The sequence below is a fragment of the Salinibacter grassmerensis genome (assembly GCF_947077765.1).
GTDB lineage: Bacteria > Bacteroidota > Rhodothermia > Rhodothermales > Salinibacteraceae > Salinibacter > Salinibacter grassmerensis.
The window spans coordinates 11,587-36,001 of sequence record NZ_CAMTTF010000005.1 but is presented as its reverse complement, the minus strand read 5'-3'; the positions used below and the strand labels follow the sequence as shown (position 1 = coordinate 36,001).

Genomic DNA, 24,415 nt, shown 5'->3' with positions numbered 1-24,415 from the left:
GCCGGGACACAAGCTCCCCACAAAGAAAGAGGGTGCGGGGAGCAAAAGAAACCGCCGAGAGCGACGATGTGCCGGACGGGAGAAAGACGTGTTGAGCGGGACGACGAACCGCTTAGCGGACGACTCCTTGATTCCCAGGGCCCAAAAGAGAGGCTACAGCTCCGCCATCTTGTCCGGGGGGATGCCGATGAGGTAGCGCTGCTCAATAATCTCCTCGTGGACGTTGAAGAGCCCGGTGCCGCGGAAATCCACAGCGATGTCGGAACCGTTGATGCGCTTCACTTCGCCGATGCCGTAGTACGAGGGCTGGGGGCCGTAGTAGACCAGTTGTCCCTCGGACAATCGGCCGTCCCGGCGGGCGTCCCGGTGAAAGGCGGGCACCTCCTGGAGGCGATCAAGCTGATATGGGGTGGAGGACTCGTCGGAGCGGTTGCTCATGGTACTGCGGGGCCTGGAAGATACCAGTACCACGTACGAAACGTGTGAGGCCAAGTTCGCCCGGCCCCCTTGGTGCACATTCTGCCGTCTGTTAAAGAAGTGAAACCATCGGGGTGAGTCCGGACGCCGAGAGAAGCGGACCGATGGCAGAGGCAACTCTCGGCCGGGGGGCACGTTGGTGGCAGTCCCTTCATCCCGGGTAGAGAACGACACTATCGGAAGTAAGAATGGGAGGAGGAATCCTCAATGGCTTTGGTTTGACGGCTCTCCATTATGCGCTATGATTCTACGATGGTCGACCGACAGGTGGGCCGAAACGCTGAGCTTTTCGCACAGTCGATCGCCGAGCTGGACTCGCGGGAGGATCGATACCCGTATGTTCGCATCCTCATCAGCCTCATCGACCAGGCCCATCCAGAGTGGCGGCAGGCCCCCAAGAAGGTAGAGCGGATTGCCGAGCTCGCCCACGAGTTGAGCGGCGGTCAACTCGACACCGACGAGGTAGAACGGGCGGTTCGGGTGCGGGACAAAGAAAAAGGGTACCGCTAGGGCATTCGCGGGGTGGGAGGGAAGGGAGGCGTCCCCCATCGCCTACGCCATCATTCCGACACGCGGTCGGGGTTGGCGTCGACGAAGCTGGCCCATCCGGTGTAGGAGTCGCCGTCGTCGTGCGCGTCGCGGTTGCCATGGCACAACGCAATGGCGAGGGCATCGGAGGTGTCGTGGGTAAAGGTCTCCGCCTCGGCGGAGAGGATCGACTCGATCATAAACCCGACCTGCTTCTTCGAGGCATTGCCGTTGCCTGTCACGGACTTTTTTACCTCCTTCGGCGTGTACTGAGCCACGGGCAGGTCGCGGTTGAGGGCCGCCATCATCGCGGCGGCCTGGGCCCGCCCCAGCTTCAGCATGGACTGGGGGTTTTGGCCGTACACCGGCATCTCCACCGCAAACTCGTCGGGGCCGTGCGCGTCGATGACATCGACGAGCGCGTCGTAAATGTGCTTCAGGCGGGAGGGATGATCGTCGGTGCTCCCGAGACGGATCGTGTCGGCGGCCACGAGGTGCTCACCGCCGCCGGACTGGTCAACGAGGCCGTAGCCGGTGGCGCGGGAGCCGGGGTCAACGCCGAGAATAATCATCGGTCTGCAAGATGGAGCAGGAGAAAGGCGGACCCCCAAGATGGCCCGCATCGGGGTCAATGTCCAGCGGGGGAGTCCACGTCGACGCCGAGCGCCAGCGGGGCGCCGTCGATCTCCAGAGTGGTGTAGACGGCTTCCACGTCCCGGAGGTCGTTGATCTTTTCGATCAGCCCCCTTACCGCGTCGCGCTCGTCGGGGGCCAGGGCGACGGTCGTGGTCGGGGCGCGCACGAGGTCGTTCGCGTCCATGGGAATTCCGGCCTCGTCGAGGGCCTCGCCCACGTCGGCGAAGGCATCCCGGTCGGTGGTAACGACGTACGTTTCGTCGGTCTCGTCGACCTCCTCCGCACCGGCCTCCACGGCGACCTCGAAGAGCGTCATCTCGTCCGTGGCGTCGGTGGGGATTTCGAATCGCCCTTTTTGCCCGAACAGGTACGCGACGGAGCCGTCCTTGCCGAGGTTGCCGCCGTGGTCGGAGAACAGGTTGCGGAGGTCCTTCACGGTACGATTGATGTTCTCCGTCTCCCCCTCCACGAAGACGGCCACACCGTGGGGAGCGTAGCCCTCATAGGTCACCTTCTCGCGGCCCTCTTCCTCTAGGTCTCCCGTGCCCCGCTTGATGGCTCGCTCAATCGTGTCCTTCGCCATGTCTTCCTCGCGGGCCCGCTCCAGGGCCTGTGAGAGGGCGACGTTCGTGTCCGGGTCGCCCCCTCCTTCCCGGGCGGCCTTCTCAATCTCCTGCGATAGCCGCGCCCACACCTTCGACTTGCGCCGGTCGTCCTTTTTCTTCTTGCGCTTGACCTTTGCCCACTTGCGCGTGTGTCCGGCCATGGAGGAAAAAGTGCAGATGAGAAGAACGAACGTGTCGTGCTTATGTGCTCCCTTAACGGAGAGCAACGACGGGAGTTGTCCGCGCCCACAATCCCCCAATGCGAGTTCCTACTGCTATGAGTCCCGTGACGAACGAACCGGAGGACAAACCGATCGTCTTCCTGGTCCCCGACATCCACGACCTGCAGACCGGCGGCAACGTGTTCAACCGGCGGATGGTGGCGGGGCTGCGTCCCGAGACAACGGTCCGAGCAAAGACGTGGGCGCCGGACACACGTCCGGCCCCGGACCTGAACCTGCCGGACGCAGAGCTCGTCGTGGTGGACAGTCTTCTGGCGCGCCACCCGGATGCGCTGCGGGCCGTCCAGGAGCACACTGCGGAGACCCCCATGATTCTACTCGTACACTACTTGCGCTGCATCGACCCCCATGCGCCGGACACGGGCGGCGTTGCGGAGGAGCGGGCCACCCTGGGCGTGGTGGATGGGGCCGTGGCGACGAGTCGGTATGTGAAGCAGGCGCTCGTAGACGAAGGGCCGTCCGCGGAGCGGGTCCAGGTCGTCCGTCCGGGCCTTGATGAACGGTACCGCGGGGCGCTGCCCGATCGGCTTGGGTGCGACGGGCCGCAGATGCTCACGGTGGCCAACCTGCTCCCCGAAAAAGGCCTTCAGTCGTTCGTGGACGTGCTCTACGCCCTCCGAGACCGGCCGTGGACGTGGACGCTGGTCGGGGACGCCTCGCTCGATCCGGCGTACGCCGTGGGCCTCTTCCGGCGGCTCCGGGCGGCGGGGCTGACCGACCGCGTCACCTGGACCGGACCGATCGCGCCCGAAGCGCTCCGCACATGGTACGACCGGGCGGACCTGTTCGTGCTCCCGTCCCGCTTCGAAACGTGCAGCCTGTCGACCCGCGAGGCGATGGCCCGTGGCCTGCCGGTGGCCGGGTATCGCGTGGGGGGCATGGCGGAAAACGCCGGGGACGAGACGGTGGGCTGTCTTGTGTCGACGGACGGCCCGCGATCGCTTCGGGCCGCGCTGCGATCGCTCCTCGCCGACCCAATGGCCCGGGCGCAGAGGGGACGGGCGGCGTGGCGTCGAAGTCGCGACTTTCCGACGTGGACCGAGGCGGCGGCCCGGTTTCGGGAGGCCCTCGCAACCCTGCGGGCGCGGGCCGCGGGGGCGGCCCCCTGAGGCATGGCTACTGCACCAGCAGGGACGGCGGCACCCCCCGCGGCTGCAGCGGCGGGAGGGCGGTCGTGTCCGTCGGCACAGCCCCCCGGTCGTGGGCGGCCAGCAGGCGGACGAGGAACGAGTACAGGCTCTCCTGGCGAAACGTTGAGCTTTCGGGCGCAGGAAGGAGGCCCTTCGTAAAGCCATGGTGACGGGCGTGCGCGACCAGCGTCGAGTCGGTGCTCAGCACGTGAAGGGGAACCGTGCGGTCCGCCGAGTCAATCAGGGGCGGCTGGTGGTCGCCGAGCAGAAGCACGAGGCTGCCGGGCGGGGCCTTCTCGATCAGGTATTCGCGAAGGACGCGCATCTCGTGGGCCACGTGGCGGAGGTAGCGCAACGGCGTGGGCTGGTCGTAAATGGTGGGATCGGTGATGGAGTCCGGCAGAAAGACCGGGGGAAAGGACTCCGAATTGGGGTGGGGCGAGCGGTCGGCCTCCGTGTGCTCGTTAAACTGGGTCCAGTCGTCGAGGTAGGGCGGCAGGCCGTAGTTCCAGAGCGAGTGCGAATCGACAGTTTCAAAGAAGAGGAAGAATGGGTCGTTGGAGGGGGCTAGGTGCGTCTCGTGCGTGTGGTGAAGACTGTACTGGTCGGGGGCATCCGCCAGGCTGTAGGAAGGGCCCCGGTAATTAAGGTCGTCCCGGTAGGTGGGAACGTCGAAGTCGTAGAGGTTGCGGACCGGGAGCCCGGGGCGCTCGAAGGTGAAGGGCTGGAGGGCCACGGTGCGGTAGCCCTGCCCGTTGAAGAAGCGGACGAGATGGGGCACCGTACGGGTCGAATCGTCCGAGGCAGTCTGGAATTGGTTGAAGAGCAACTGGTGGCCCACCCGTGTGCCGGTCAGAAGAGAAGCGATGGAAAGCCACGACCGCCCGCCCCGTACGGGAATGTCGCTCCGGGCGGTGGCCCGGTGCCAGCCGTCCGCGGCGAAGACCGAGTCGGTACGTCGCATGAGGGCCCGGTATGGAGCACGAAGCGACGGATGCGTGTTGAGGGCCGACCCGTACGACTCCACCATGAGAAGATAGACTGGGGGGCGCCGGTCGAGGGCAAGGGTGTCGTAATCCGCATAGGCCGAATCGACCGGGGCTGTCTGCATCGAGTCGAGCATCGTTCGGAGGCGCAGCGAGGCCTGGGCATTGGCGACGGCGCGGGTGGTCGTCGTGCGCACCCGGGTCCGCTCGCCCGACGACTGGTACGTCATGTTCACGGGGCCGAGCTCCAGGGCCGGCCCCACCACGGCGACGAGGGGCCAGGCCGCGAGGTGCGTGGCTAGCAGGACCGCCCGGCAGCCTCCATACTGCGCCGTCCGGCCCACCGTCCGGAGGCCCCACGCCACGAGCCACACAAGTCCCCCAATTCCGACGACCACCAGGAGGGCGAAGACGCCCACGCGCCACGACCAGAGGTCGAACACGAAGTAGATCAGGTTGTCGACGTACTGCAGGTCCTCGTAGAAGATGCCGCTACGGCGTGTGGCGACGTAGGCCGTCGCGTCGTACACCTGGTACACCAGCAGGAGCCCGAGGCCAAGGCCCGCTCCGAGGCGAGCGGTGCGGGCCCATCGTGTCCGGTGGGTGTAAACGACCGCCGTCCCGAGTACCAGCACCTCCACGCAGAGGGGAAAATACGGACTTCGGGGGCGTGGCGTCGCGAGGGACGGAAGGAAGGGGAGCAGCGTCAGAAGCCCCCACGCCCCGACGAATGAGACCCAGGCCTGGCCGGGGGCGGAGATCGACGTGTGCCAGCGAGTTGCCATGGTGCGGTCCTTCCGGAGGAGAACGACGAACCCGAATCGGCGCGTCTCACTTCTCCGATTACGATTCCCTCAACACCCACTGCGGAGCAACGATCCCCCAGAGCGACTGCCCAAACGACACGAGCAAGGCCGCCGTGGCCACAGCCACGAGCGGACGCGACAGGCTCGGGGGCAAAAGAAACGACGCGAGGAGCGCCCCGACCATGCTCCCGAACACGTACCGGGCGATTGACGATCGAGATTCGGTCTTTTGCGGAGTCGGAAGGAGAAAGAGAACCACCACGAACCCGTAGCGCAGCAGTCCAGCGCCCAAAATCCAGAGTGGGAGAATCCCCTGGAACGCCGCGAGGCCACAGAGCAGAAGCAGAAAAAGGGCGTCGGTTTCTTTATCGAAGAACGCCCCAAACGACGACGAGAGGTGATACCGACGGGCCAGCCACCCGTCGAGGCCGTCGAGGCCTAGAAAGAGAAGACTCAGCGCGACGAAGGGCCACGGGCCGACGGACGCCGCGGGGGCGAGCAGGCCCAGCAGGCCTACCCGAAGCGCAGTCACGCCGTTGGCCACGCCGAATGTGCCACGGGGGGTCCAACGATCCCGTTCGATGCTGGCAAGCCCCCCGAGCATCGCCACGCCCGCGATTAGAACTGGAGCGAGGGCGCGAAGCCACACGGCGCCCACGGCCGCAAGGAGCACGGCAACGGCGTTGACGAGTGACCAGCGCTCAATGCGCGTCGTAGACCGGAGGCGCGTGGTGAAGGGCGACACGAGAGTGAACACCAATGGAAACGTTGTATCGGAAAACAACACACGCCGCCCGCCCTCGACGGATTCTTCCTCTACACAATTGTAACGGCTGAGAGTGGGCGACGCGAATAATGGGAACGACAAAGGTTCAGTGAACATCTTACTTAATCCCTGTAGCATGTGGACGCAAGCCGTCTGTTTAGCGCGGCGCAGTACATACAGTGTCATGCGCAATTCGCCCCACTCCCTCCGACACCGACCTTCGGGTCCCACGTTCATCCGCGTGACACGCTTTGTATTTGGGCTACTTGGGGGAATGCTTCTGTACTCGTGCGCTGCTTCTCTCCCCGCACGGGCCCAGCTCGACATCCCAGAGATTCAGGGCCCGTCCGGGACGTCCCAGGTCGAAACGGGGGTTGAGCTGCTCCGCGAGGGGCGGCACGAGGAGGCCGTCTCCCTACTGCGTTCGGCGCTGGACACCGATTCCGCGCTCGTCTCTCCCGTCCACGGTGCGGCCGCCTACTGGTTGGGCAAAGCCTACGAGCAGGCCGACCAGGCGGAGAAGGCACAATCGACGCGGCGTGTAGGGCTCCGGACGCTCTGGGACAGCGGGCAGTTCGACGCCCGCCTCGCCGACGCGTATCTCCGCGGGCTTACGCCGGGGCAACTTCGGGGCGAGCGACCTTACGCGGTCGACATCTACCGGTCCCTCCTTGGTCGGGTTGGCACCGATACATCGGAGGCCATGCGGTCGCTCTCCCGCCGCCGAGTGGCGCAGTTGGCCCCCCTCATGGCCGACTCTGCACTGGCCCGTGTCATCCAGCAAGATCGCTCCACGGCTCCCGCAGAGTGGACCTTCGCGCCCGAGGCCGGGGCAGCCCTCGTGGAGTGGTGGCGCGGACTCGATCCCCTTCCAGCCACCGACGCGAACGAGCGCTTAGAGGAGCACCTCACCCGGCTCGTGCGGGTGCGCAAGAACTTTGCGTGTGCCGAGCGGGCCAGCGCGCTCGATGACCGAGGGCTCGTGCACCTCCGGTTTGGGAGCCCTTACAAGCAGCGCGCCCTCAACTACGAGGACGGGGAGTTCTTTCAAGAGGTCTACCGCTTCGGGGTGAACGTCCCTCCGTCCAGCTTCCCGAAGAGCGAAATCTGGCTGTACACCCACATCGACGAGTCTGGCTTCTACCTGTTTGCCGAAGACAACACGTCGGAGTGCTTCCGGCAGGCGAAAGCCAATGAGCTCATGCCGGGGTACCTGACTCGGCAGCGCGCGGATACGGAGCGGGGGCTCAACATTGCCTATTCCGCCCTCATGGCCATGCGGGCCATCTACCGGGAGCTGGCCCTGTTCCACATCAACTTCAGCACGCGGTACTCGAAGATCGCCAACTACGCAAGCTGGCAGGAGATGCAGGCGACGGCCGCGAGAGCGGCCGAGCGTTCCGGCGGCAGTGCATCCGGTTCGGCTGGCCAGCGGTCGACGAAAGTGGGAGCGGGCGTCGGGCAGACCCGGCGCGTCTTCTCGAACCCGTCGGTCGGCTACGACTATCCGACCCGGTTCGTCTCCCGCATGGTGAGGCGGGCCGAGCGTGAAGACCGGGAGGCAGTAGAGCGGCGTGAGGACGCGATGCCTCGTCAGCACACCACCCTCCTCGACGAGACGGCGCGACTTCCGGTGTCGGTGCGGACGGCGCGGTTCCTCGACCCGGATGGCACCACCCGCACGGAGGTCTACTGGGGCGTGCCGGCCGCTCGGCTGCAATTGGGCGAGGCCAACTCGCTCTCGTCGTCCCTGATCGCTGTCTCGGCGGCACAGTACGACGATGAGCACCGGCTGTCGCAGCGGACACGCCGTCGGTATCCGGTGGAGGTGCAGCCGGGTACGGACTCACGGATGATTGTGCCGTCGCCCCTCACCCTGGAGGGGGCCACGGACCGGTACCACCTCGGCCTGCAGTGGGGACAGTACCAGTTGTGGGCGTCCGAATCGGCGTCCGAGGGGAAGCGGCTGGGGCCGAAGCGGCGGGTGGCCACCGCCCGCGCCGACTCGCTCGAGCCGCTCCGCGCCGAAGGCCCGGCGGTCGAGATGAGTGACGTGAAGGTGCTCACGCTGCCCGACACGAGCGCCCAATCCCTCATCCGTCCCACCGAGCAGGCCACGCCGTATCCGTTCCGCGCCCTCACAGGGGACACGCCCCTCCTCCTTTCCTTCGAGCTGTATCACCTTGCCTACGGCGCCGACGACCGAACGCGGTATTCGATCGCCTACGAGGCAAGCGGGGAGACGAAGCGCGGCTGGACGGAGATCTTCCGGGGCACCGACACGCAGCGCACCAGCACCGAAATGACGATGGCGGGCACTGACCGTCGCACCGAGGAGGCGATTCTGCTCGACCTTTCTGAGATCGAGCGAGATGAGCCGCAGGACGTGCGGGTCACCGTCCGCGTGACCGACGAGGTCACGGGGACGACCGTCTCGCGGGACGTCGAGTTTGTGCTCCAACCCCGCGGGACATCGGCCCCACAGTGACCGACGAGAACATGGGAATCTGTCACTTCTGGAGATCCGTACGGGAAGTGTATTTTCCCGTTCACCATCCCACTCTCCACAATGCCCCCAGGTCCCGACGAGTCCGATTCCGCCCCGGATGGCTCTGCGCCCACCGACGCACATCCCGACTGGGCGGGCTTTTGGCGGGTGCGCCGCTGGGACGGGGCGGAGCCGGCCGTGCCGACCTACTACGTCGCCACGCCCAATACCTGGGACGTCGTGAAGCACGATTCAGGCCCCGAACCGTACGTTGCGTCCCACCCGGTTCTCGAAGTCGACGGGAACGCAATTCTTCTCAAGGACGAGGGGGCCGCCGACGAGGACGCGGAGCAGTGGCACGCTGAGGTCGACGGAGAGACGCTCCGCGTGACGGCGCACACAGGCCCTCACGCTGACGCCGTAGGGGTGGCTGAGCGAATCGCGACGGATCCGCGCGAGATGGAGGTCAACGTCTCCGCGGACTAGGCGTACACACGTCTATGCGTCGAGGCGTCTGCGACCACAAGCCCCACCGTTTATGGCGAACGCTGTACCCATCTATGCTCGATCGGCTCCTCGGCCGCGTTCACGATACGAAGCATGCCGCGCCCGTCTTGCGCGGCTACCTGTGGTGGGGACTTCTCCTTCGCGTCGTGCTTCTTCTGGCTCTTGGGACGCTGTTGGTGGTGGAGGGAAATGTGCTGGCCGAGTGGCTGCTGACGGTGCGCCCGCCTGCACTGCCGCAGGAAGACGTGGAGGAGCTGACCACCGTCTCGTACACGGTGGTCGTGGTGCTCCTGGTGATTGGGTCCGGGGCACGCTGGCAACTTCTCCGCCGGCTGGAAGCCGCGGAGAGCGTTTCCGAGCCCCCCCAGTCTTCGACCGAGGAAGGCCCCGTCCCTTGACCGATGGGTGTCCCCACACTGGGAAGGGAACCTGAGAAGGCAAGGCGCAGAGCACGCCCGCGCCCTTCACAGAGCCCCGTGTGGTCAGTATCCGATCACATACCCGTCTTTTCGCATCTCCGTGCCGCCCCAGTAGACCTCCTCCTCCGGGTCCCAACGGATGGCCTGATAGCCCCCGTATCCGCCCGCACCCACGTCCATGCTGTGTCCCCGACCCCGGAGGGCGCCCACCACATCCTCCGACACGCCGCTCTCCACGCGGAGCGTGCCCCGCCCTTCCATGGCCTCGCCGGTGGGCGAGCTGCTGCCGTAGTGCCGGTAGCGCGCCGCGTCGCTGGCCGCCTGCACGTTGAGTCCAAAGTCGACGATGTTGCTAAGCACCTGCACGTGCCCCTGGGGCTGCATCCCGCCGCCCATGACGCCGAAGCTCAAGAACGGCTCGCCGTCCTTCGTGGCGAAGGCAGGAATGATGGTGTGGAAGGGGCGCTTGCCCGGCTTGTAGACGTTGGGGTGGCCCTTCTCCATCGTGAAGAGGGCGCCGCGGTCCTGCAGCATGAATCCGAGGCCGTCGGGGACGAGGCCGCTGCCCATCCCGGCATAGTTGCTCTGGATGAGTGAGACCATCATGCCACTCGAGTCTGCGACGGTCAGGTAGATCGTGTCCCCGCTGTTGAGACGCTTCTGCATGGTCGGGTCTAGATCCGACGTGGCCACCGCACGGGGACTTCCGGCGTCCGGCGCGGACAGCACCTGGTCCATCTCGATCAGCTGGCGTCGCCGGGCGCCGTACTCCTCCGAAATGAGCTCTTGCACCGGCACGTCGGCGAAGTCCGGATCGGCATAGAAGCGGGCACGATCCTCAAAGGCGAGCTTCTTGGCCTCGGCCTGCACATGGAGGTAGTCGGTGGAGTTGTGGCCCATGTCCGCCACGTCGTAGCCCTTCAAGATCTGGAGCATCTGCAGCGCGGCGATGCCCTGGCCGTTGGGGGGCAGTTCGAAGACCTCGACGCCCCGGTAGTCGACCGAGACCGGATCCACCCAGTTGGCCTCGTGCTCTCGGAGGTCCTCCATCCGCAGGTAGCCCCCGGTGCGCTCGGCATAGTCGGCGATGGTCCGGGCGATCTCCCCCTCGTAGAAGGCGTCGGTGCCGTTCTCGGCGATTGTCTCCAGGGTGCCCGCAAGGTCTGGGTTGCGGAAGATCTCCCCCTCTTCCGGCGCCCGCATCTCTCCGTCCTCGCCCTCAATGAGGTAGGTCTCCCTCCAGTTGTCCGTCGGGATCAGGTCGCTGTTCTCGCGGAAGCTCTCCACGTTGCCCTGCCAGTAGTAGGCGATCACTTGTGAGAGCGGAAAGCCGTCCCGGGCGTACTCGATGGCGGGCGCCAAGTCCTCACGGAGGGGCAGCTCCCCGAACCGCTCGTGCAGCTTGCCCCATCCACTGGCAGTGCCGGGCACGCTCACCGGAAGGTGCCCGAGCAGCGGAATCTGGTCACGCTCCCCCAGCTCCCGCTGCAGGTCCTCGTAGGAGAGGCCCCGTGGGGACCGGCCGCTGGCGTTGAGGCCGTACGTCGAGTCCGTCTCCGGGTCGTGCACGATGGCGAAGAGGTCGCCCCCGAGCCCGTTGCCGGTGGGCTCCATGAGGCCGAGGGCGGCGTTGGCGGCAATGGCCGCGTCGACCGCGCTGCCCCCTTCTTTGAGCACGTCGATGGCAATTTGCGAGGCGAGGGGCTGGCTGGTGGCCGCCATGCCGTGCTGGGCCGTCACCGGACTGCGGGCAAAGTCCGGTCCCGTGAGGCGATCGCCGCCGCCGTCGCCGTTCTGGGCGAGCGCCGACGGAGCAGCGAGGAGAAGAGCACAGAGCAAGAGAGGAAGCAGTGAGGAGCGGCGCATGAGGCGAAAAACGCAGTTGCGGTAGGTTGGTGGACCCGTAACATAGGAACTGGAGCACAAAGCGAAAACGGAGCCCACCGTTTTTGGGACCCCGATGCCGGACGCATTCCGTTGACGCTCCGATGGAGGACCGCCCCGGAGTTCTCCGTGGGGACAAGCCCGTTTGGAGGACAAGAGAGGAGCCTGGGCGGTCGGGGTGTGCTCGCGCCGGGCGCCGCTCAATGCGTCCATGGCTGCCCGGCGCCTAGATGGCCGTCACTGCTCAGTACGCAGGCACGAGACTCGCCAGCGGACCGCGTCTTGCGTGCGTGTGGCAACGTGACCGCGAGCCCTCTTCGGTGCGGGAGAGACAAAGGGAGTCGTGGAGGTAGATGTCGAACTACCGCACACGAATGCGCTCGCCGGGCTGTAGAGAGGAGGTCCCGCTGTTGAGCCTGCGGAGCTGTTGCACCGACACCCCGTACCGGCGGGCGATTTCGGAGAGTGTATCTCCACGCTGAACAGTGTGGTAGGCCCTGCCGGAAGAAGATGGATCGGTGTCGGGTGCCGGGCGGCCGTCAATGGTCACCTCATTCGTGACCGCGCGAACGGCACTCAGGGCCGTGACCACGCGCTCCGCTTCGCGGTACTGCTCGCGGGTGTCGACGTCGCCGCGCAGGGTGAGGCGGCCTCGCACGACCGACGGGGAGAAGTCGAAACGCCGAAGGGTTCGGTGCCGGACGAGAGCCTGCTTGGCACGGGCCGCCACACCCGCGTCCGCCAGTCGTTGCGACACCGATCGGGGCCCTGCGTCGGTGGGGGCGGAGGGCGCCGCCGGCTGTCGTGCGGACGAGTCCCCCGGTGCACCATGGGGGGCCGCTGTTGCCGTCGTGTCCGCCGGGGAAGAGTGGGAAGACCCCGGCGTACAGGCGGAAACAAGGCTAGTGCCGAGGGCGAGGCCCCCGAGAAGAAAAAGAAGCGAGCGGGCGGACATCGGTACGCAACAAGGGGACACGTTACGCTTCCACGGGCTGCCGCTCGGCGTCAGGGCGCTGGGCCTCAGCCGCGCCGTGCTCGCTGAGCCACCGCTCGGCGTCGATGGCGGCCTTGCAGCCGGTCCCGGCGGCCGTCACGGCCTGCCGATACGTGTTATCCTGCGCGTCGCCACAGGCAAAGACGCCCGGCACATTCGTGTAAGTGGACGCGCCCTCGGTCTGGATGTATCCGTTTTCGTTCATCTCCACCCAGCCGTTGAACGGCCCGGTATTGGGCGTGTGGCCAATGGCGAGGAAGAAGCCGGTCACGTCGTCCATGACGCGCATTTCGCCGGTCTCGTTGTTGATCACCTCAATGCCCTCGACCGCGTTTTCGCCGAGCACATCGACAACCTCCGTATTCCAGACGAACTCGATCTTGTCGTTGTCGAAGGCCCGCTGCTGCATGATCTCCGAGGCCCGCAGCTCGTCGCGGCGGTGGAGGACGTATACCTTCTCCGCAAACTTGGTGAGGAAGGTGGACTCCTCCATTGCGCTGTCGCCACCGCCGACCACGGCCACCGTCTCTCCGCGGAAGAACGAGCCGTCGCAGGTCGCGCAGGCGCTCACGCCCTTCCCGATGAGGCGCTGCTCGTTCTCCAGCCCCAAGTACCGGGCCGATGCACCGGTCGAGAGAATGGCGGTCTGGGCGTACACTGGGGTCTCTCCGTCGATCAGGAGCCGGAACGGACGCTCCCGAAAATCAACGTGCGTGACGGTTCCGTAGCGGGATTCGGTGCCAAACCGTTCGGCCTGGTCTTGAAAGCGGTCCATCATCTCCGGGCCCATGAGTCCCTCGGGGAAGCCCGGGTAGTTCTCCACGTCGGTCGTCGTGGTGAGCTGGCCGCCCGGCTCCGGGCCCATGAAGATGAGTGGGTTCAGGTCGGCCCGCGCCGTGTAGAGGGCCGCCGTCCAGCCAGCCGGACCGGTTCCAATCACGACTACGTCCCGCGTCTCCGCCTCCGAAAAGTCGACGTCCTCGAAGGCCGCAAGGTCCGGATGCTGATGTCCGTTTGAGAGGGCTCCGTTCTGGTGCATAAGGGTGTTGCTGAGTGTCGAAGCTAAGCGGGCGAATGGTGCAGGCACGCGCCGAGAAATCCCGGGGGACGCCGGGGAGAGTCGGTTCGGCGCGTGCCGCCTGCCATTCGAAGTGACGATCCGTTCGGGGCGACGCCTCGTCCAGACGGATCTGCGCCTGGCGTGGAATTACGCCTGGCGCGACGTTATGCCGGTTGGCCGACGAGCGCCTCCAGGTTCTCCTTCAGGGGCTGCTTGCCGGCGGCGCCGACGACCTGCTCCTCTGCCTCTCCATCCTTGAAGAACAGGAGGGTCGGGATGGACCGCACGCCGTACTCCTGCGCGGTTTCCGGGTTTTCGTCGACGTCGACCTTGCCGATCTTGGCCTGGCCCTCGTACTCGTCGGCCAGCTCCTCAACGATCGGAGCGATCTGGCGGCAGGGCCCGCACCAGGTGGCCCAAAAGTCCACGAGCACCGGCTGGTCGGCGTCTAAGACTTCGTCCTCAAAGTTGTCGTCGGTCAGCGTGATAACATTGGCACTCTCGGCCATAATGGGAATGGTCGTTGCTGTGGGGAAGAAGGCGAACGTTCTAACGCACTCTCTACTATACCGTCGGCGCCCCCTAGCAGTTTCTCGCCGCGGGCTGGCGTCAACGCAGTCAGTGTGTGTTAGCACAAAGAGGGTGCCACATCGGTCAGGGAAGGCTATGACGGGGCGCTTCCCTGTTGCGTTACAGGATGCGCAGCAATTGCTTCGAGGTCGTGTCCAACTGACAGGGCGATGGCATGCAATCTCGACGGGGCTACGTCACAGCGTCAGGAATGGCTTCCTCATAGGGATTGGCCAGGACCTCGGGAGAGCTGCTGAGTATCGTCTCGTCCCCCATGCTGAGGCGAAGGTCCCCCGTCGTGACGGCCCCGAGGCGGTGGGCCTGCACGCCGTCGTGGTCCGCGAGGATGGTGTCGAGGGCGGGGGTGTTGTCCGGCTGCACGGAGACCACCACGCGCGACTGCGCCTCCCCAAAGAGGGCCGCGTCGAGGCGGTCGGCCGCCGGGAGTCCTGCCTCCAGCCCAAGCCCGTCGCTGTGGATTACGGACTCGGCCAGGCACACGGCCAGTCCCCCGTCGGATACGTCATGGGCGTGCTGAACGATTCCATCCCGGATGAGCGCCTGCGTGGCGGACTGCACGGCCACCTCCTCGTCCAGGTCGAGATGCGGGGCGTCGCCGGCGGTGCGGTCGTGGACCGTCGACAGGTATTCGGTGCCGCCGGTCCGTTCGGGGTGACGCCAGTCACTCGGGGTGAGCAGGAATAGCGCGTCGCCTTCGTTCTGCAGCGCCGCCGCGGTGGGCTGGGTGTCGATGTCGTCCACCACGCCGAGCATGCCAATGGTGGGGGTGGGGAAGATGGCGCCCTCGGGGTGCTCGTTGTAGAGCGACACGTTGCCGCCCGTTACCGGGGTGCCGAGGGCCCGGCCGGCGTCGCCCATCCCCTCGATGGCCTCCGCGAAGGTCCAGTAGGCCTCCGGGTCGTGCGGGTTGCCAAAGTTGCAGCAGTTGGTGAGGGCCACGGGCGTGCCGCCGGCGCAGGTGACGTTGCGCGCCGCCTCAGCGACCGCAATCTGGGCACCGCGCCGGGGGTTGAGGTAGACGTAGCGGCCGTTGCAGTCCGTCTTTACGGCGAGGCCCTTGCCGGTGCCCTTCAGGCGCACCACCGCGGCGTCGCTGGCCCCGGGGCCCACGACCGTGTTTGTGCGGACCATCGTGTCGTACTGTTCGTGGACCCAGCGCTTCGAGGCAATATTGGGGCTGCCGAGGAGCGTCGTGAGGGCATCCTCCACGTCGGAGGGGGCGAGGTCCGGCACGTCCTCCGTAGTGAACGCGCGCGTGTCCTCCAGGTAGGTGGGGCGCTCGGTGTCGCGCTCGTAGACGGGCACATCGTCTCCCGCCACGTGGGCCGGATCGAGCGTAGCGACCTCGTCGTCGTCCCAGTAGGCCCGGACCCGGCCCGTGTCGGTGACCGTGCCGATGTGCTGGGCATTCAGGTCCCACTTTCCGTAGATCTCCGCGAGGGCCTCCTCGTCGCCCGGCTCACAGACCACGAGCATCCGCTCCTGGCTCTCCGACAGCATGATCTCGTAGGGCGTCATGCCCGTCTCGCGGGTCGGCACGCGGTCGAGGTGTAGGTCCATCCCCGTGCCGCCCGACGCGGACATTTCGAAGGCCGAGCTCGTGATGCCCGCGGCACCCATGTCCTGAATGCCGCCCACGACGCCCTCGCGGATGGCTTCGAGCGTGGCCTCCAGGAGCAGCTTCTCGGTGAACGGGTCGCCCACCTGCACGCTGGGGCGGTCCTCCTCACTGTCCTCGTCGATCTCGGCGGAGGCGAAGGTGGCTCCGTGGATGCCGTCGCGCCCGGTGTCGGCGCCGACGAGCACCACGTGATGGCCCGGCGTCTCGGCTGCGGCGCGCGCGGTCCGGTCGGTGTCCACCACGCCTACGCTCATCGCGTTGACGAGCGGGTTGCCCTCGTAGGCGTCCTCGAAGTAGACCTCACCGCCCACGGTGGGCACGCCGAAGGAGTTGCCGTAGTCGCCGATGCCCCGCACCACGCCGTCGAACAGGTAGCGGACGCGCGACTCCTCCAGCGACCCGAACCGCAGAGAGTCGAGCGCGCAAATGGGCCGGGCGCCCATCGTGAAGATGTCGCGGTGGATGCCGCCCACGCCGGTGGCCGCGCCCTCGTACGGCTCCACGGCGGAGGGATGGTTGTGCGACTCGATCTTGAATGCCACGGCCTTCCCGTCGCCCACGTCCACGAGGCCCGCGTTCTCCTCCCCCACCTCCGCCAGCAGCTGCTCGCCCTCTGTGGGGAGGGTCTTGAGCAGGGCGGTCGAGTTCTTGTAGGAGCAGTGCTCGCTCCACATCACCGAGTAGATCCCCAGCTCCGTGAAGGTGGGCGTGCGCCCGAGCCGGTCGAGGATCTCGTCGTACTCGTCGTCGGTGAGGCCGTGGCCGAGGGCGAGATCCCGGTCGACCTCGGGGGGCTGCGGAAGCGTGTCGGGCATAGGGGACTGGAGCGTGGGAGCACGGGGAAATATGGATTCGGTGGTGAGTATGAGGGGACAACGGGATGGATCCTCCCTTTGTGGGGAATTGGGAAAGCCCGCCGTCGCCGTTCGGGAAAAAGCCGTTCGGAAAAGTGGCAGCGGGCGTGTAGTCCAGAGCATCAGGGGGCGCCTCCCCCCTCGACTGTCGCAGGGCTTCCCATTCGCAGTTCCGTCCACCGTCGATTCCGAACGTATGTTTTTTCTTACCGGCGTCCCCGGCTTCCTCGGCACGCGCCTCCTGCGCCGCCTCGCCGCGGCGGAGCCCGGGGCCTCGTTCCTGTTGCTCGTCCAGCCCAAGTTCGAGGGGCGCACGCACACGCTGCTCGCCGACCTGGGGCTGGCCGACCGGGCGACGGTGCTGCCCGGCGACATCACGGAGCCGGACCTGGGCCTTGAGGGGCGCTACGATGCGGTGGCCGAGCAGATCACGCGGGCGGTGCACCTCGCCGCCGTGTACGACCTCACGATTCCCCGACCGGTCGGCTGGCAGGTCAACGTGGAGGGCACGCGGCACGTGCTTGATCTGCTCGCCCGGAGTCCCAATCTAGAGCGCTTCGGGTACGTCAGCTCCGCCTATGTCTCGGGCGAGCGAACAGGCACGGTCTATGAGGACGAGCTCGTCCACGATGCCGGGTTCAAGAATTTCTACGAGGAGACGAAATACCACGCCGAGGTGCTGGTGCAGGACCGCATGGACGAAATCCCGACCCTCGTCTTCCGCCCGAGCATCGTAGTGGGCGATTCCAAGACGGGCGAGACGGACAAGTTCGATGGGGTATACTTCGTGCTGAATGCGCTGCGCCGGCTGCCGCGGTACACGCTCATGACCCGCGTAGGCTCGGGAACCGAGCCGGTGAACCTGGTGCCGGTCGACTTCGTGGTCGACGCGATGGGCCACCTTCTGGGGGCGGACGGGCACGAGGGCACGGTCTTCCACCTCACCGACCCGCGCCCGCTCACGGCCCAGGCCCTCATGGAGCTGCTCGCCGACCTGCTGGACAAGCGAGTGGCGTACGTGCCGGTGCCCCCCGACCTGGCGCGGGCAATGATGAGGACGGGCGTGGGACGGGCGCTCGGCATTGCGCCGGAGCTCATCGATTACTTCGACCACTCGTCCCGGTACGACGCGTCGAGCACGCGGGCGGCTCTCGACGGAACGGGAATCGCCTGTCCCTTCCTGCCGGACTATGCCTCGGCGATGGTGGCGTACGCCCGGCGCCACGACGCCCGCTCGTCGGCGATGTACTGAGTTGTGTAGAGCGCCGGGGGGCGCATGGTTTTGCTTCTCAGCGTTCCTTGTTACCTTCTGCGGATGCATGGCCTCCCCCCAATGTCACGTCCGCGAACGTATGTCCGACGACGCCTCCTCCCCGTCTTCGTCCCGTCGCACCTTTCTAAAACGCGCGGCGCTGGCCGGCGCCGGGGCGGCCGCCCTGCCGCAGGTTGCGTCGGGAGAATCGCCGTCGTTCGACGCCGGGGCCAACGGCGGCCCGCTGGTGGTGGCGAGCGACAACGGCGCGCCAGCTGCCGAGCGAGCCCTGGCGGTGATGGCCGAGGAGGGGGAGGCACTGGACGCCGTGATTGAAGGGGTGAACATTGTCGAGCGCGACCCCGACGACATCACGGTGGGGTACGGCGGCATCCCGAACGCCGAGGGGACCGTGCAGCTGGAGGCGGGGGTGGTGGAGGGAAAGACGCACCGGGCCGGGGCGGTGGCGGTCCTCGAAGACATTCCGGTGCCCTCACAGGTGGCGCGCCTGGTCATGGAGCGGACCGACCACGTCCGACTGGTGGGGGCGGGCGCGAAGGAGTTTGCCAAGATGCACGGGGTCGAGACGCAGGACCTTCTCACTGAGCAGGCCCGCAGGATCTGGGTGGAATGGAAGGAGAACCTGTCGCAGGAGGACAACTACCTGCCGCCCGACAGCCTGAAGGACCCGGCACTCGGGGCAAAGGTGCGCGAGGTGCAGCGACACTACGGCACCATCCACTGCTCGGCCCTCGCCCCCAACGGCAACATCGGCTCCGTCACGACCACCAGCGGGCTGTTCTACAAGATTCCGGGCCGGGTGGCGGACACCTCGGTCGTGGGGGCGGGCCTCTACGCCGACAACGACGTGGGCGCAGCGGGCTCTACGGGACGCGGGGAGGCCAACCTCAAAAACCTGTCGAGCTACCTCATCGTGGAGCGGATGCGGGCCGGCGACACGCCCAAGGAGGCGTGCCTGTTTGCCTGTCGCCGCATCGCGGAGAACACCCAGGTCCCTCGACTCCTCAATGCACGGGACGAGCCGAACTTCGGCGTCCGGTTCTACGCGCTTCGGAAAGACGGTGAGTTTGGCGGGGCGCAGATGCGGGGCAGCGGCCAGATGGTGGTAGGCGACGCCGACGGGGTCCGCCGGGTCGAGATCCCGGGGCTTTTCGACGAAGAATAGCGGACTACCAGTTCGAGGTCGCCGTGCTAAAGATGTCGTCGGCCACGTTTTCGAGCGCATTCTGGATGGCCTGCCGCTCCCCGTCGAGGCCCGCCTCGACGGGATTGTAGTTGGCGGAGCCGCTGAACGTCTGGCTCAGGAGCTCCTCGTCCTTCGTCTGGTCGACGTAGCGCACCTGCACCCGGATGGTGACCTGGTTCGTCGTGGCGCGCTCATCGCCGCTGACGCCGGTGGGCTCGTTCGTGTAGCGCTGGATGCGGGCGGTCAGAAACGCATCGGCGCCGGCGTTGTCGGTCGTCAGGGAGAGACTTGTGCGGTCGACGAACCGGTCGGTGAGGAGGTCCGTCAAGTCGGCGCCGAGCCGGTTGACGGGGCTGGAGGTGTTGTCCTGGGCGATCGGAACCGAGATGGTCTCGAGGTTGGACGGGATGCTGGCGCCGCTGAAGCTGTAGACGGTGCAGCCGGAGAGGCTGCCCGCCCCGAAGAGAAGCAACAGAGCGCACAGGAGGGGCCGAGTGCCCATGCGAGAGAGGTGCGGCGAGCCGGGGGCGTGGCGACGCGGCGACGTAGGAGGAGGGGAGGGCATGAGGCTATCGGCTACGTTCGGAGAATCCAGTCGTCAGTGTTCGGGCGCATCTGCACCAGCCGACCGGGCACTTGGTCGTACTGCTCATCGAGCCCCCTCGCATCCTTCCCGTCGAGGTCCCCACATCGGCAGGCACGCCCGACTCGCAGCACCTGTCTCCTCCGCTGCGCTCCCAGCGCCTCCCGGCCTGAGCCGAAAGGAACCGGTGGAGCGGCGCCGACGTCACGCTTCGACAGCGTGTGCGCACACCGTGACCGGGAGAAGTGTCGAACCTGGTCCACCGCCGAGCACGTCTCTTCGTCTGAGAATTCCGTCGTGGCAGCGCGCAGTGTACGGCACAGACTCCCTGTCTCCCCGCGCCCCTACAGGTCTTCGTCGATGTCTTTGAGCTTGCGGTAGAGGGTGCGTTCGCTAATGCCGAGCGCGTCGGCCGTTTTGCGGCGGTTGCCATCAAACCGCCTGAGGGCGCGGCTAATGAGCTGTTTTTCGGACTCCTCGAGCGTGGGCAGTTCGTCCGCCGTCTCCTGATCCGGGTCCTTGGCCGGGTCCGCCTCAATTTCGGCCTCGGGCTCCGCGGAGGGCGGCGACCCCGGCTCAGGCGCCGAGGGGCGATCCGGGCGGGGCCTCGTAGGCCGGGCGGGGCCACTCTCCTCCACCTCGTAGATGACGTCCCGCATCATGGAGTCGACCTTGCCCCCGCCCCGCTGCTCGCGCTCGCGGTGAGGGCGGGAGGTCGCGGGGCCGTCCTCGCTGTTCACGACCACGAAGTCGTCGTAGTCGCTTGGGAAGTCCCCGCGCTCGGCCACCTCGCGGGGCACCACGACGCCCACGTTCGACATGAGGGAGTCGATCCGCTCTTTCAGGTTGCGCATGTCCATGCGCATCTCCAGAATGGCGCGGTACAGCAACTCACGCTGGCGAAGATCGTCTTCGGTGCCGACGCCCGCGTCCGGCTCTTGGGGATCGGGCTCCACCCGCATCAGGCCCGTCGAGGTCGAGGCCTGCCCGAGGTCGCGGAGAAGGGGGCGCAGGTCGTCGGCCGACACTTCATTCGTGCGCATCAGGACCGCCACCTGCTCGGCGATGTTTCGGAGCTCGCGCACATTGCCCGGCCAGCGGTACGACTCGAGGAGCTCCTCCGCGTCCTCCGTGAGCCGCTTGCGGGACGAGCTGTACTCCTGCGAGAACTCGTGGAGGAACGTATCAAAGATGGGCAGGATGTCGTCCGGACGCTCCCGCAGCGGCGGAATGTCGATGAGGACCGTGCTCAGGCGGTAGTACAGGTCCTTGCGGAAATTGCCCTTCTGCACCTCCTCGGCGAGGTCCTTGTTCGTCGCCGCCACGATGCGGACATCGACCTGCTGCTGCTGAGACGCGCCGACGCGGGTAAACTGGCCGGTCTCGAGCACACGGAGGAGGCGTACCTGTGCCTCCATGGGCATCTCGCCGATCTCGTCGAGAAAGATGGTGCTGTCGTCCGCCTCCTCGAAGTAGCCGACACGCTCCTCGACGGCTCCGGTGTAGGCTCCCTTTTCGGCACCGAACAGTTCGCTCTCGATGAGGCCCTCCGGAATGGCCCCGCAGTTGACCACCACCATCTTCTCGTGGCGGCGCATCGAGAGCTCGTGCAGCACCTGAGAGATGAGCTCCTTGCCGACGCCGCTCTCGCCCTGCAGGAGCACGGTGATGTCCGTGTCGGCCACCTGCCGGGCCTGGTCGATCACGTTCTTGATGACGTCGGACTCGCCGACGATGCCGAAGCGTTCCTGAATGGAGGTGCGGTCCATGGGAGCGGAGGGAATCCAGCACGAAACAGCGATGCGGGGCTGTCGGCAGGCTCTACAACACTCTTCCTGCCACTTTGTCACAAAGCGGAATGTATCACACCCGCTCGGCTCGCGAAGGATCCCGGACCCGGCCCACTCCCGGTTGAAGATGCCGTGACGTGACGGGCGCTATTCGTTCAGTTCAGCGGGGAGCCTATCGGTCGAGCACGACCCGGACGCCCGTCACGCGGCGTGGGGGCGTTGGGGCGGCGTCGGCCCTCGGACCCGTCAGGGTGAGTGCCGAGGCGTTTTGGGCCTGAAGGCCGTCGTCGGCACGGGCCCACTCGGCCACGTTGCCGTCCACATCGTAGACGAGCGGCCCACCCCCGTCGGGGCCGTGCCCGGCGGGGCGGCTGCCCACCGGCATCAGGAGGGCATCGGTGGAGTGCTGCGCGAAGCGCGCCCGCAGTTGGTGGAACTCGTCCGGGGTGGGCGTGAAGCCGGCCCAGTACGCGGGGGTGTTCTCGGACGTCCCTGCGCGGGCCGTCTTCAGGGCCGCCAGTTCCTCCGCGGTGGGGAGGCGGTAGGCGCGGCCGGTCTGCTCACGCAGCCACTCGACGTACGCCTGGGCCCGGTCCGCGGAGATGCCGTGGGCCGGGTGGTCGGCGGTGCCGGATGGCACCTCGAAGTCAGCATCGTACGCCTGGAACTGCGCCCGCGTCACCTCGAACCGCCCCACCGTGAGGGTGTCGCCGAGCGTGACGGTCTCGGGGACGAGACGGCCGTCCACCTGCTCGCCGTACCGGCCGTCGGTCCGGGCGGGGACGTCGGCGGTTTCGAGGAGTGAGAGCGGTGCGTCGTCGGCCAGCAGCCGCTCCGAGACGCGCTCCTGCATCGAGGTCTTGCCGAAGAGGTGTGTATCGATCCACTTCAGGTCCTCCTCCACCTTGCGCCGCTGGTGCGAGAGCTCGCCCAGCCCGTGCGGCTCGCCGGGGTAGCTGAGGAAGCGGACCGGCGCGTTGCCGATCTGCTGGAGGGCGCGGTAGTACTCCCAGCCCTGTTCGTAGGGGACGGCCCGGTCCTCGGTGCCGTGGTGGATGAGGGTGGGGGTTCGCACCTTCGGCATCTCGAAGAGCGGGCTCTTTTCGATGTAGTGTTCGGTGTACGCCCAGGGGGCGCCCTTGAAGTAGGACCGGTCGAAGCGCACGCCGAAGGCACAGTTGCCGTAGTCGGAGGTCCAGTTGACATCGCCCGCGCCGGGCGCGGCCACCCGGAAGAGCTCGGGATGTTCGATGGTGAGCTGTGTGGTCAGGATGGCGCCGTTTGACCAGCCCATCACGCCGAGCGAGTCCCGGTCCACCGTGCCCGCGGCGGTCAGGCTGTCGATGCCGCGTACGATGTCGGGGATCTCCAGCTCGTAGTACTGGCCCTTAATCGACTCCACGAAGTCCAGGCCGTGGTGGCCGGAGCCGTGGTAGTTGGGGCGGAAGACGAACGCGTCGCGCTGGGCGAGGAGCGGGGCGTAGACGGTCCACCCGAGGCTCCAGGCGTCCAGGTCCACCCCGCTGGGCCCGCCGTGGATGACTGTCATCATGGGATAGGCCCGGTCCGGGTCGTAGTCGAGCGGGTAGTGCAGGATGCCGTTGACGGTCTCGCCGTTGGCTCCTTCCCATTCCACGACCTCGGCCCGCGGAATCGGCAGGTCGTCGAGATTCTCGTTGAGCGTCGTTAGGGTCTCATCGCTCTGGATGTCGCCGTTGCGGTAGGTGCCCACACGGTACGACGGCGGCGTGTCGGCGGTCGAGTGGCTGAAGACAACCGTTTCACCGTCCGGGCCCGCCGTAAATGCGGAGGCGTGTTCGAGTCGCTCGTCGGTGACCTCCTCCGGCGTCCATCCGCCGCTCGTCTTCCGGTAGAAGCGCGGCTCGAAGGTCGGGCCGTCGGCCAGCTGCACGTGCACCCCGCCGTCCACGACCGTGTATCCCCCATAGCCGACGCCCTTGTCGCCCCACGCCAGGGGCACCTCCTGGTAATCACGGGCGGCGAGGGTGTAGTGGTACAATTTCGTGATGCCGGCGCCCTCGTGCTCGGGGTCGGAGGAATGCGAGTCGGTGGCATAAAAGCCGCTGCCGTCGGCCGTCCACTGATAGTTGGACGGGTCAACGTACTGCTCGTCGAAAATCTCGGTCGTCTTGTCCGTCTCAAGGTTCAGCAGAAACTGGTGCGGCTGATTGCGGGCGTCAGCGTCGATCGGAGAGTCGTCGAGGCTGTAGACCACGTATCGGCCGTTCGGCGACGGAGCGAATTCCCTGATCTGGTGATCATTGTCCGTCACGCGCGTCACGTCCCCAGTCGCCACGTGGACGGTGAAGAGGCGCACCGGCCGGAAGAGCGTCGTGTCCTCGATGACGTCGGCGTCGTCCTCCGTCTGTTCGAGGTGCTCCTCGTAGCGGGTGCTCTGCTCGCGGGCTGTCACGAGGAGCCGGTCGTCGTCGACCCACCGGGCGCCTCGCACCCCGTGTTCGATTGAGGTGACGGCTTCGGGTGCCCCGCCCCGTGGGTCAAGCCGCCAGAGCTGAGTGCCGCCGGCGTCTTCCGCCTCCGTCCCGCGAGACGATAAGAACGCGATGTGCTCCCCGTTCGGGCTCCAGCGTGGGGCGCGGTTGTCGCCGGTGCGCGTCAGCTGGAGGGTGGCCGTCGAGTCGCCGCCGTGCGGATCGTCCCGGTAGGTCAGGTAGACGTCCGACGTTGTCTCGTCGGCGTCGGGATCGGGCGTCTCTTTGACCCACAGTACGCGGCTGCCGTCCGGCCCGATGTTCACGTCCGTCAGCGAGCGCTGTGTGAGGACGTGGTCGATGGTCCAAGGGGCCTCGTCGGCGGACTGGCCGTAAAGCGGGACGGCCAACAGGAGAGCAGAGAGGGCGAGGAGGCAGGTGCGCATGAGGGGAAGGGGACGGAAAAAGGTAGATGCGTAGTGGGTCTCCCCAACGTAAGTCGCACGACACAAAAGATATACAGGTCACGCGCGACT

At 66.8% G+C, this 24,415-nt stretch carries 20 protein-coding genes; 7 read left to right on the top strand and 13 right to left on the bottom strand.

Annotated elements, in window-relative coordinates; translation table 11 throughout:
- Window positions 1-153 precede the first annotated feature (153 nt).
- Window positions 154-438, bottom strand: a complete 285-nt coding sequence (locus tag OJB03_RS11600) for a hypothetical protein (RefSeq protein WP_263787619.1) — start codon at window positions 436-438, stop codon at window positions 154-156.
- Window positions 439-711: 273 nt separating this feature from the next.
- Between OJB03_RS11600 and OJB03_RS11595 the strand changes: the two genes are divergently transcribed.
- Window positions 712-987 (top strand): DUF4290 domain-containing protein, encoded by a 276-nt coding sequence (locus OJB03_RS11595; RefSeq protein ID WP_263787617.1) that lies wholly within the window; start codon window positions 712-714, stop codon window positions 985-987.
- A 50-nt stretch (window positions 988-1,037) separates the two neighbouring features.
- Here OJB03_RS11595 and ruvC read toward each other — a convergent pair whose 3' ends face one another.
- On the bottom strand, window positions 1,038-1,577 hold the full coding sequence (ruvC, locus tag OJB03_RS11590) for a crossover junction endodeoxyribonuclease RuvC (protein ID WP_263787615.1): 540 nt from the start codon (window positions 1,575-1,577) through the stop codon (window positions 1,038-1,040).
- A gap of 56 nt (window positions 1,578-1,633) precedes the next feature.
- Window positions 1,634-2,407 (bottom strand): YebC/PmpR family DNA-binding transcriptional regulator, encoded by a 774-nt coding sequence (locus OJB03_RS11585; protein WP_263787614.1) that lies wholly within the window; start codon window positions 2,405-2,407, stop codon window positions 1,634-1,636.
- Window positions 2,408-2,523: 116 nt separating this feature from the next.
- Here OJB03_RS11585 and OJB03_RS11580 point away from each other — a divergent pair, with 116 nt between their 5' ends.
- Window positions 2,524-3,597, top strand: coding sequence for a glycosyltransferase family 4 protein (locus OJB03_RS11580; RefSeq protein WP_263787613.1), 1,074 nt, complete (start codon window positions 2,524-2,526; stop codon window positions 3,595-3,597).
- A gap of 7 nt (window positions 3,598-3,604) precedes the next feature.
- Here the strand turns inward: OJB03_RS11580 and OJB03_RS11575 are convergent, their stop codons facing one another.
- Together OJB03_RS11575 and OJB03_RS11570 are read right to left on the bottom strand one after the other, a co-directional pair.
- Window positions 3,605-5,389 carry an alkaline phosphatase family protein gene (locus tag OJB03_RS11575; RefSeq protein ID WP_263787611.1) on the bottom strand — a complete coding sequence of 595 codons (1,785 nt, stop codon included), beginning with the start codon at window positions 5,387-5,389 and terminating at the stop codon, window positions 3,605-3,607.
- A gap of 58 nt (window positions 5,390-5,447) precedes the next feature.
- Window positions 5,448-6,167 carry a CDP-alcohol phosphatidyltransferase family protein gene (locus OJB03_RS11570; RefSeq protein ID WP_263787947.1) on the bottom strand — a complete coding sequence of 240 codons (720 nt, stop codon included), beginning with the start codon at window positions 6,165-6,167 and terminating at the stop codon, window positions 5,448-5,450.
- 250 nt (window positions 6,168-6,417) lie between these two features.
- On the opposite strand from OJB03_RS11570, the gene OJB03_RS11565 reads away from it, so the two are divergent.
- The 3 genes from OJB03_RS11565 (at window position 6,418) to OJB03_RS11555 (ending at window position 9,569) form a co-directional block, all read left to right on the top strand.
- A complete protein-coding gene (locus tag OJB03_RS11565) occupies window positions 6,418-8,664 on the top strand; it encodes a GWxTD domain-containing protein (RefSeq protein ID WP_263787609.1) in 2,247 nt (748 codons plus the stop codon).
- Between the two features lie 81 nt (window positions 8,665-8,745).
- The gene (locus OJB03_RS11560) at window positions 8,746-9,150 is read left to right on the top strand and encodes a hypothetical protein (RefSeq protein ID WP_263787607.1); all 405 of its coding nucleotides are present in this window, start codon (window positions 8,746-8,748) and stop codon (window positions 9,148-9,150) included.
- Window positions 9,151-9,224: 74 nt separating this feature from the next.
- Entirely contained in the window at window positions 9,225-9,569 is a 345-nt protein-coding gene (locus tag OJB03_RS11555) for a hypothetical protein (protein WP_263787605.1), read from the top strand.
- 84 nt (window positions 9,570-9,653) lie between these two features.
- Here the strand turns inward: OJB03_RS11555 and ggt are convergent, their stop codons facing one another.
- From ggt to purL, 5 genes are all read right to left on the bottom strand, one after another.
- Window positions 9,654-11,456: a gamma-glutamyltransferase gene (gene ggt, locus OJB03_RS11550; RefSeq protein WP_263787603.1), complete on the bottom strand. Its 1,803-nt coding sequence runs from the start codon at window positions 11,454-11,456 to the stop codon at window positions 9,654-9,656.
- A gap of 379 nt (window positions 11,457-11,835) precedes the next feature.
- Window positions 11,836-12,231, bottom strand: a complete 396-nt coding sequence (locus OJB03_RS11545) for a LysM peptidoglycan-binding domain-containing protein (RefSeq protein ID WP_263787601.1) — start codon at window positions 12,229-12,231, stop codon at window positions 11,836-11,838.
- A gap of 220 nt (window positions 12,232-12,451) precedes the next feature.
- Window positions 12,452-13,555, bottom strand: a complete 1,104-nt coding sequence (trxB, locus tag OJB03_RS11540) for a thioredoxin-disulfide reductase (RefSeq protein WP_272507312.1) — start codon at window positions 13,553-13,555, stop codon at window positions 12,452-12,454.
- A gap of 137 nt (window positions 13,556-13,692) precedes the next feature.
- Window positions 13,693-14,037: a thioredoxin gene (gene trxA, locus OJB03_RS11535; RefSeq protein WP_263787597.1), complete on the bottom strand. Its 345-nt coding sequence runs from the start codon at window positions 14,035-14,037 to the stop codon at window positions 13,693-13,695.
- Window positions 14,038-14,290: 253 nt separating this feature from the next.
- On the bottom strand, window positions 14,291-16,555 hold the full coding sequence (purL, locus tag OJB03_RS11530) for a phosphoribosylformylglycinamidine synthase subunit PurL (protein ID WP_263787596.1): 2,265 nt from the start codon (window positions 16,553-16,555) through the stop codon (window positions 14,291-14,293).
- A 235-nt stretch (window positions 16,556-16,790) separates the two neighbouring features.
- Here purL and OJB03_RS11525 point away from each other — a divergent pair, with 235 nt between their 5' ends.
- Complete coding sequence (locus OJB03_RS11525; RefSeq protein WP_263787594.1) at window positions 16,791-17,846, top strand: SDR family oxidoreductase; 1,056 nt, start codon at window positions 16,791-16,793, stop codon at window positions 17,844-17,846.
- Between the two features lie 100 nt (window positions 17,847-17,946).
- Window positions 17,947-19,032: a glycosylasparaginase gene (locus OJB03_RS11520; RefSeq protein WP_263787592.1), complete on the top strand. Its 1,086-nt coding sequence runs from the start codon at window positions 17,947-17,949 to the stop codon at window positions 19,030-19,032.
- A 4-nt stretch (window positions 19,033-19,036) separates the two neighbouring features.
- Here OJB03_RS11520 and OJB03_RS11515 read toward each other — a convergent pair whose 3' ends face one another.
- From OJB03_RS11515 to OJB03_RS11505, 3 genes are all read right to left on the bottom strand, one after another.
- The gene (locus tag OJB03_RS11515; protein WP_263787590.1) at window positions 19,037-19,618 is read right to left on the bottom strand and encodes an LptE family protein; all 582 of its coding nucleotides are present in this window, start codon (window positions 19,616-19,618) and stop codon (window positions 19,037-19,039) included.
- 362 nt (window positions 19,619-19,980) lie between these two features.
- Complete coding sequence (locus OJB03_RS11510) at window positions 19,981-21,405, bottom strand: sigma-54 interaction domain-containing protein (RefSeq protein WP_263787588.1); 1,425 nt, start codon at window positions 21,403-21,405, stop codon at window positions 19,981-19,983.
- A 193-nt stretch (window positions 21,406-21,598) separates the two neighbouring features.
- A complete protein-coding gene (locus OJB03_RS11505) occupies window positions 21,599-24,325 on the bottom strand; it encodes a S9 family peptidase (RefSeq protein ID WP_263787585.1) in 2,727 nt (908 codons plus the stop codon).
- Between the last annotated feature and the right edge of the window lie 90 nt (window positions 24,326-24,415).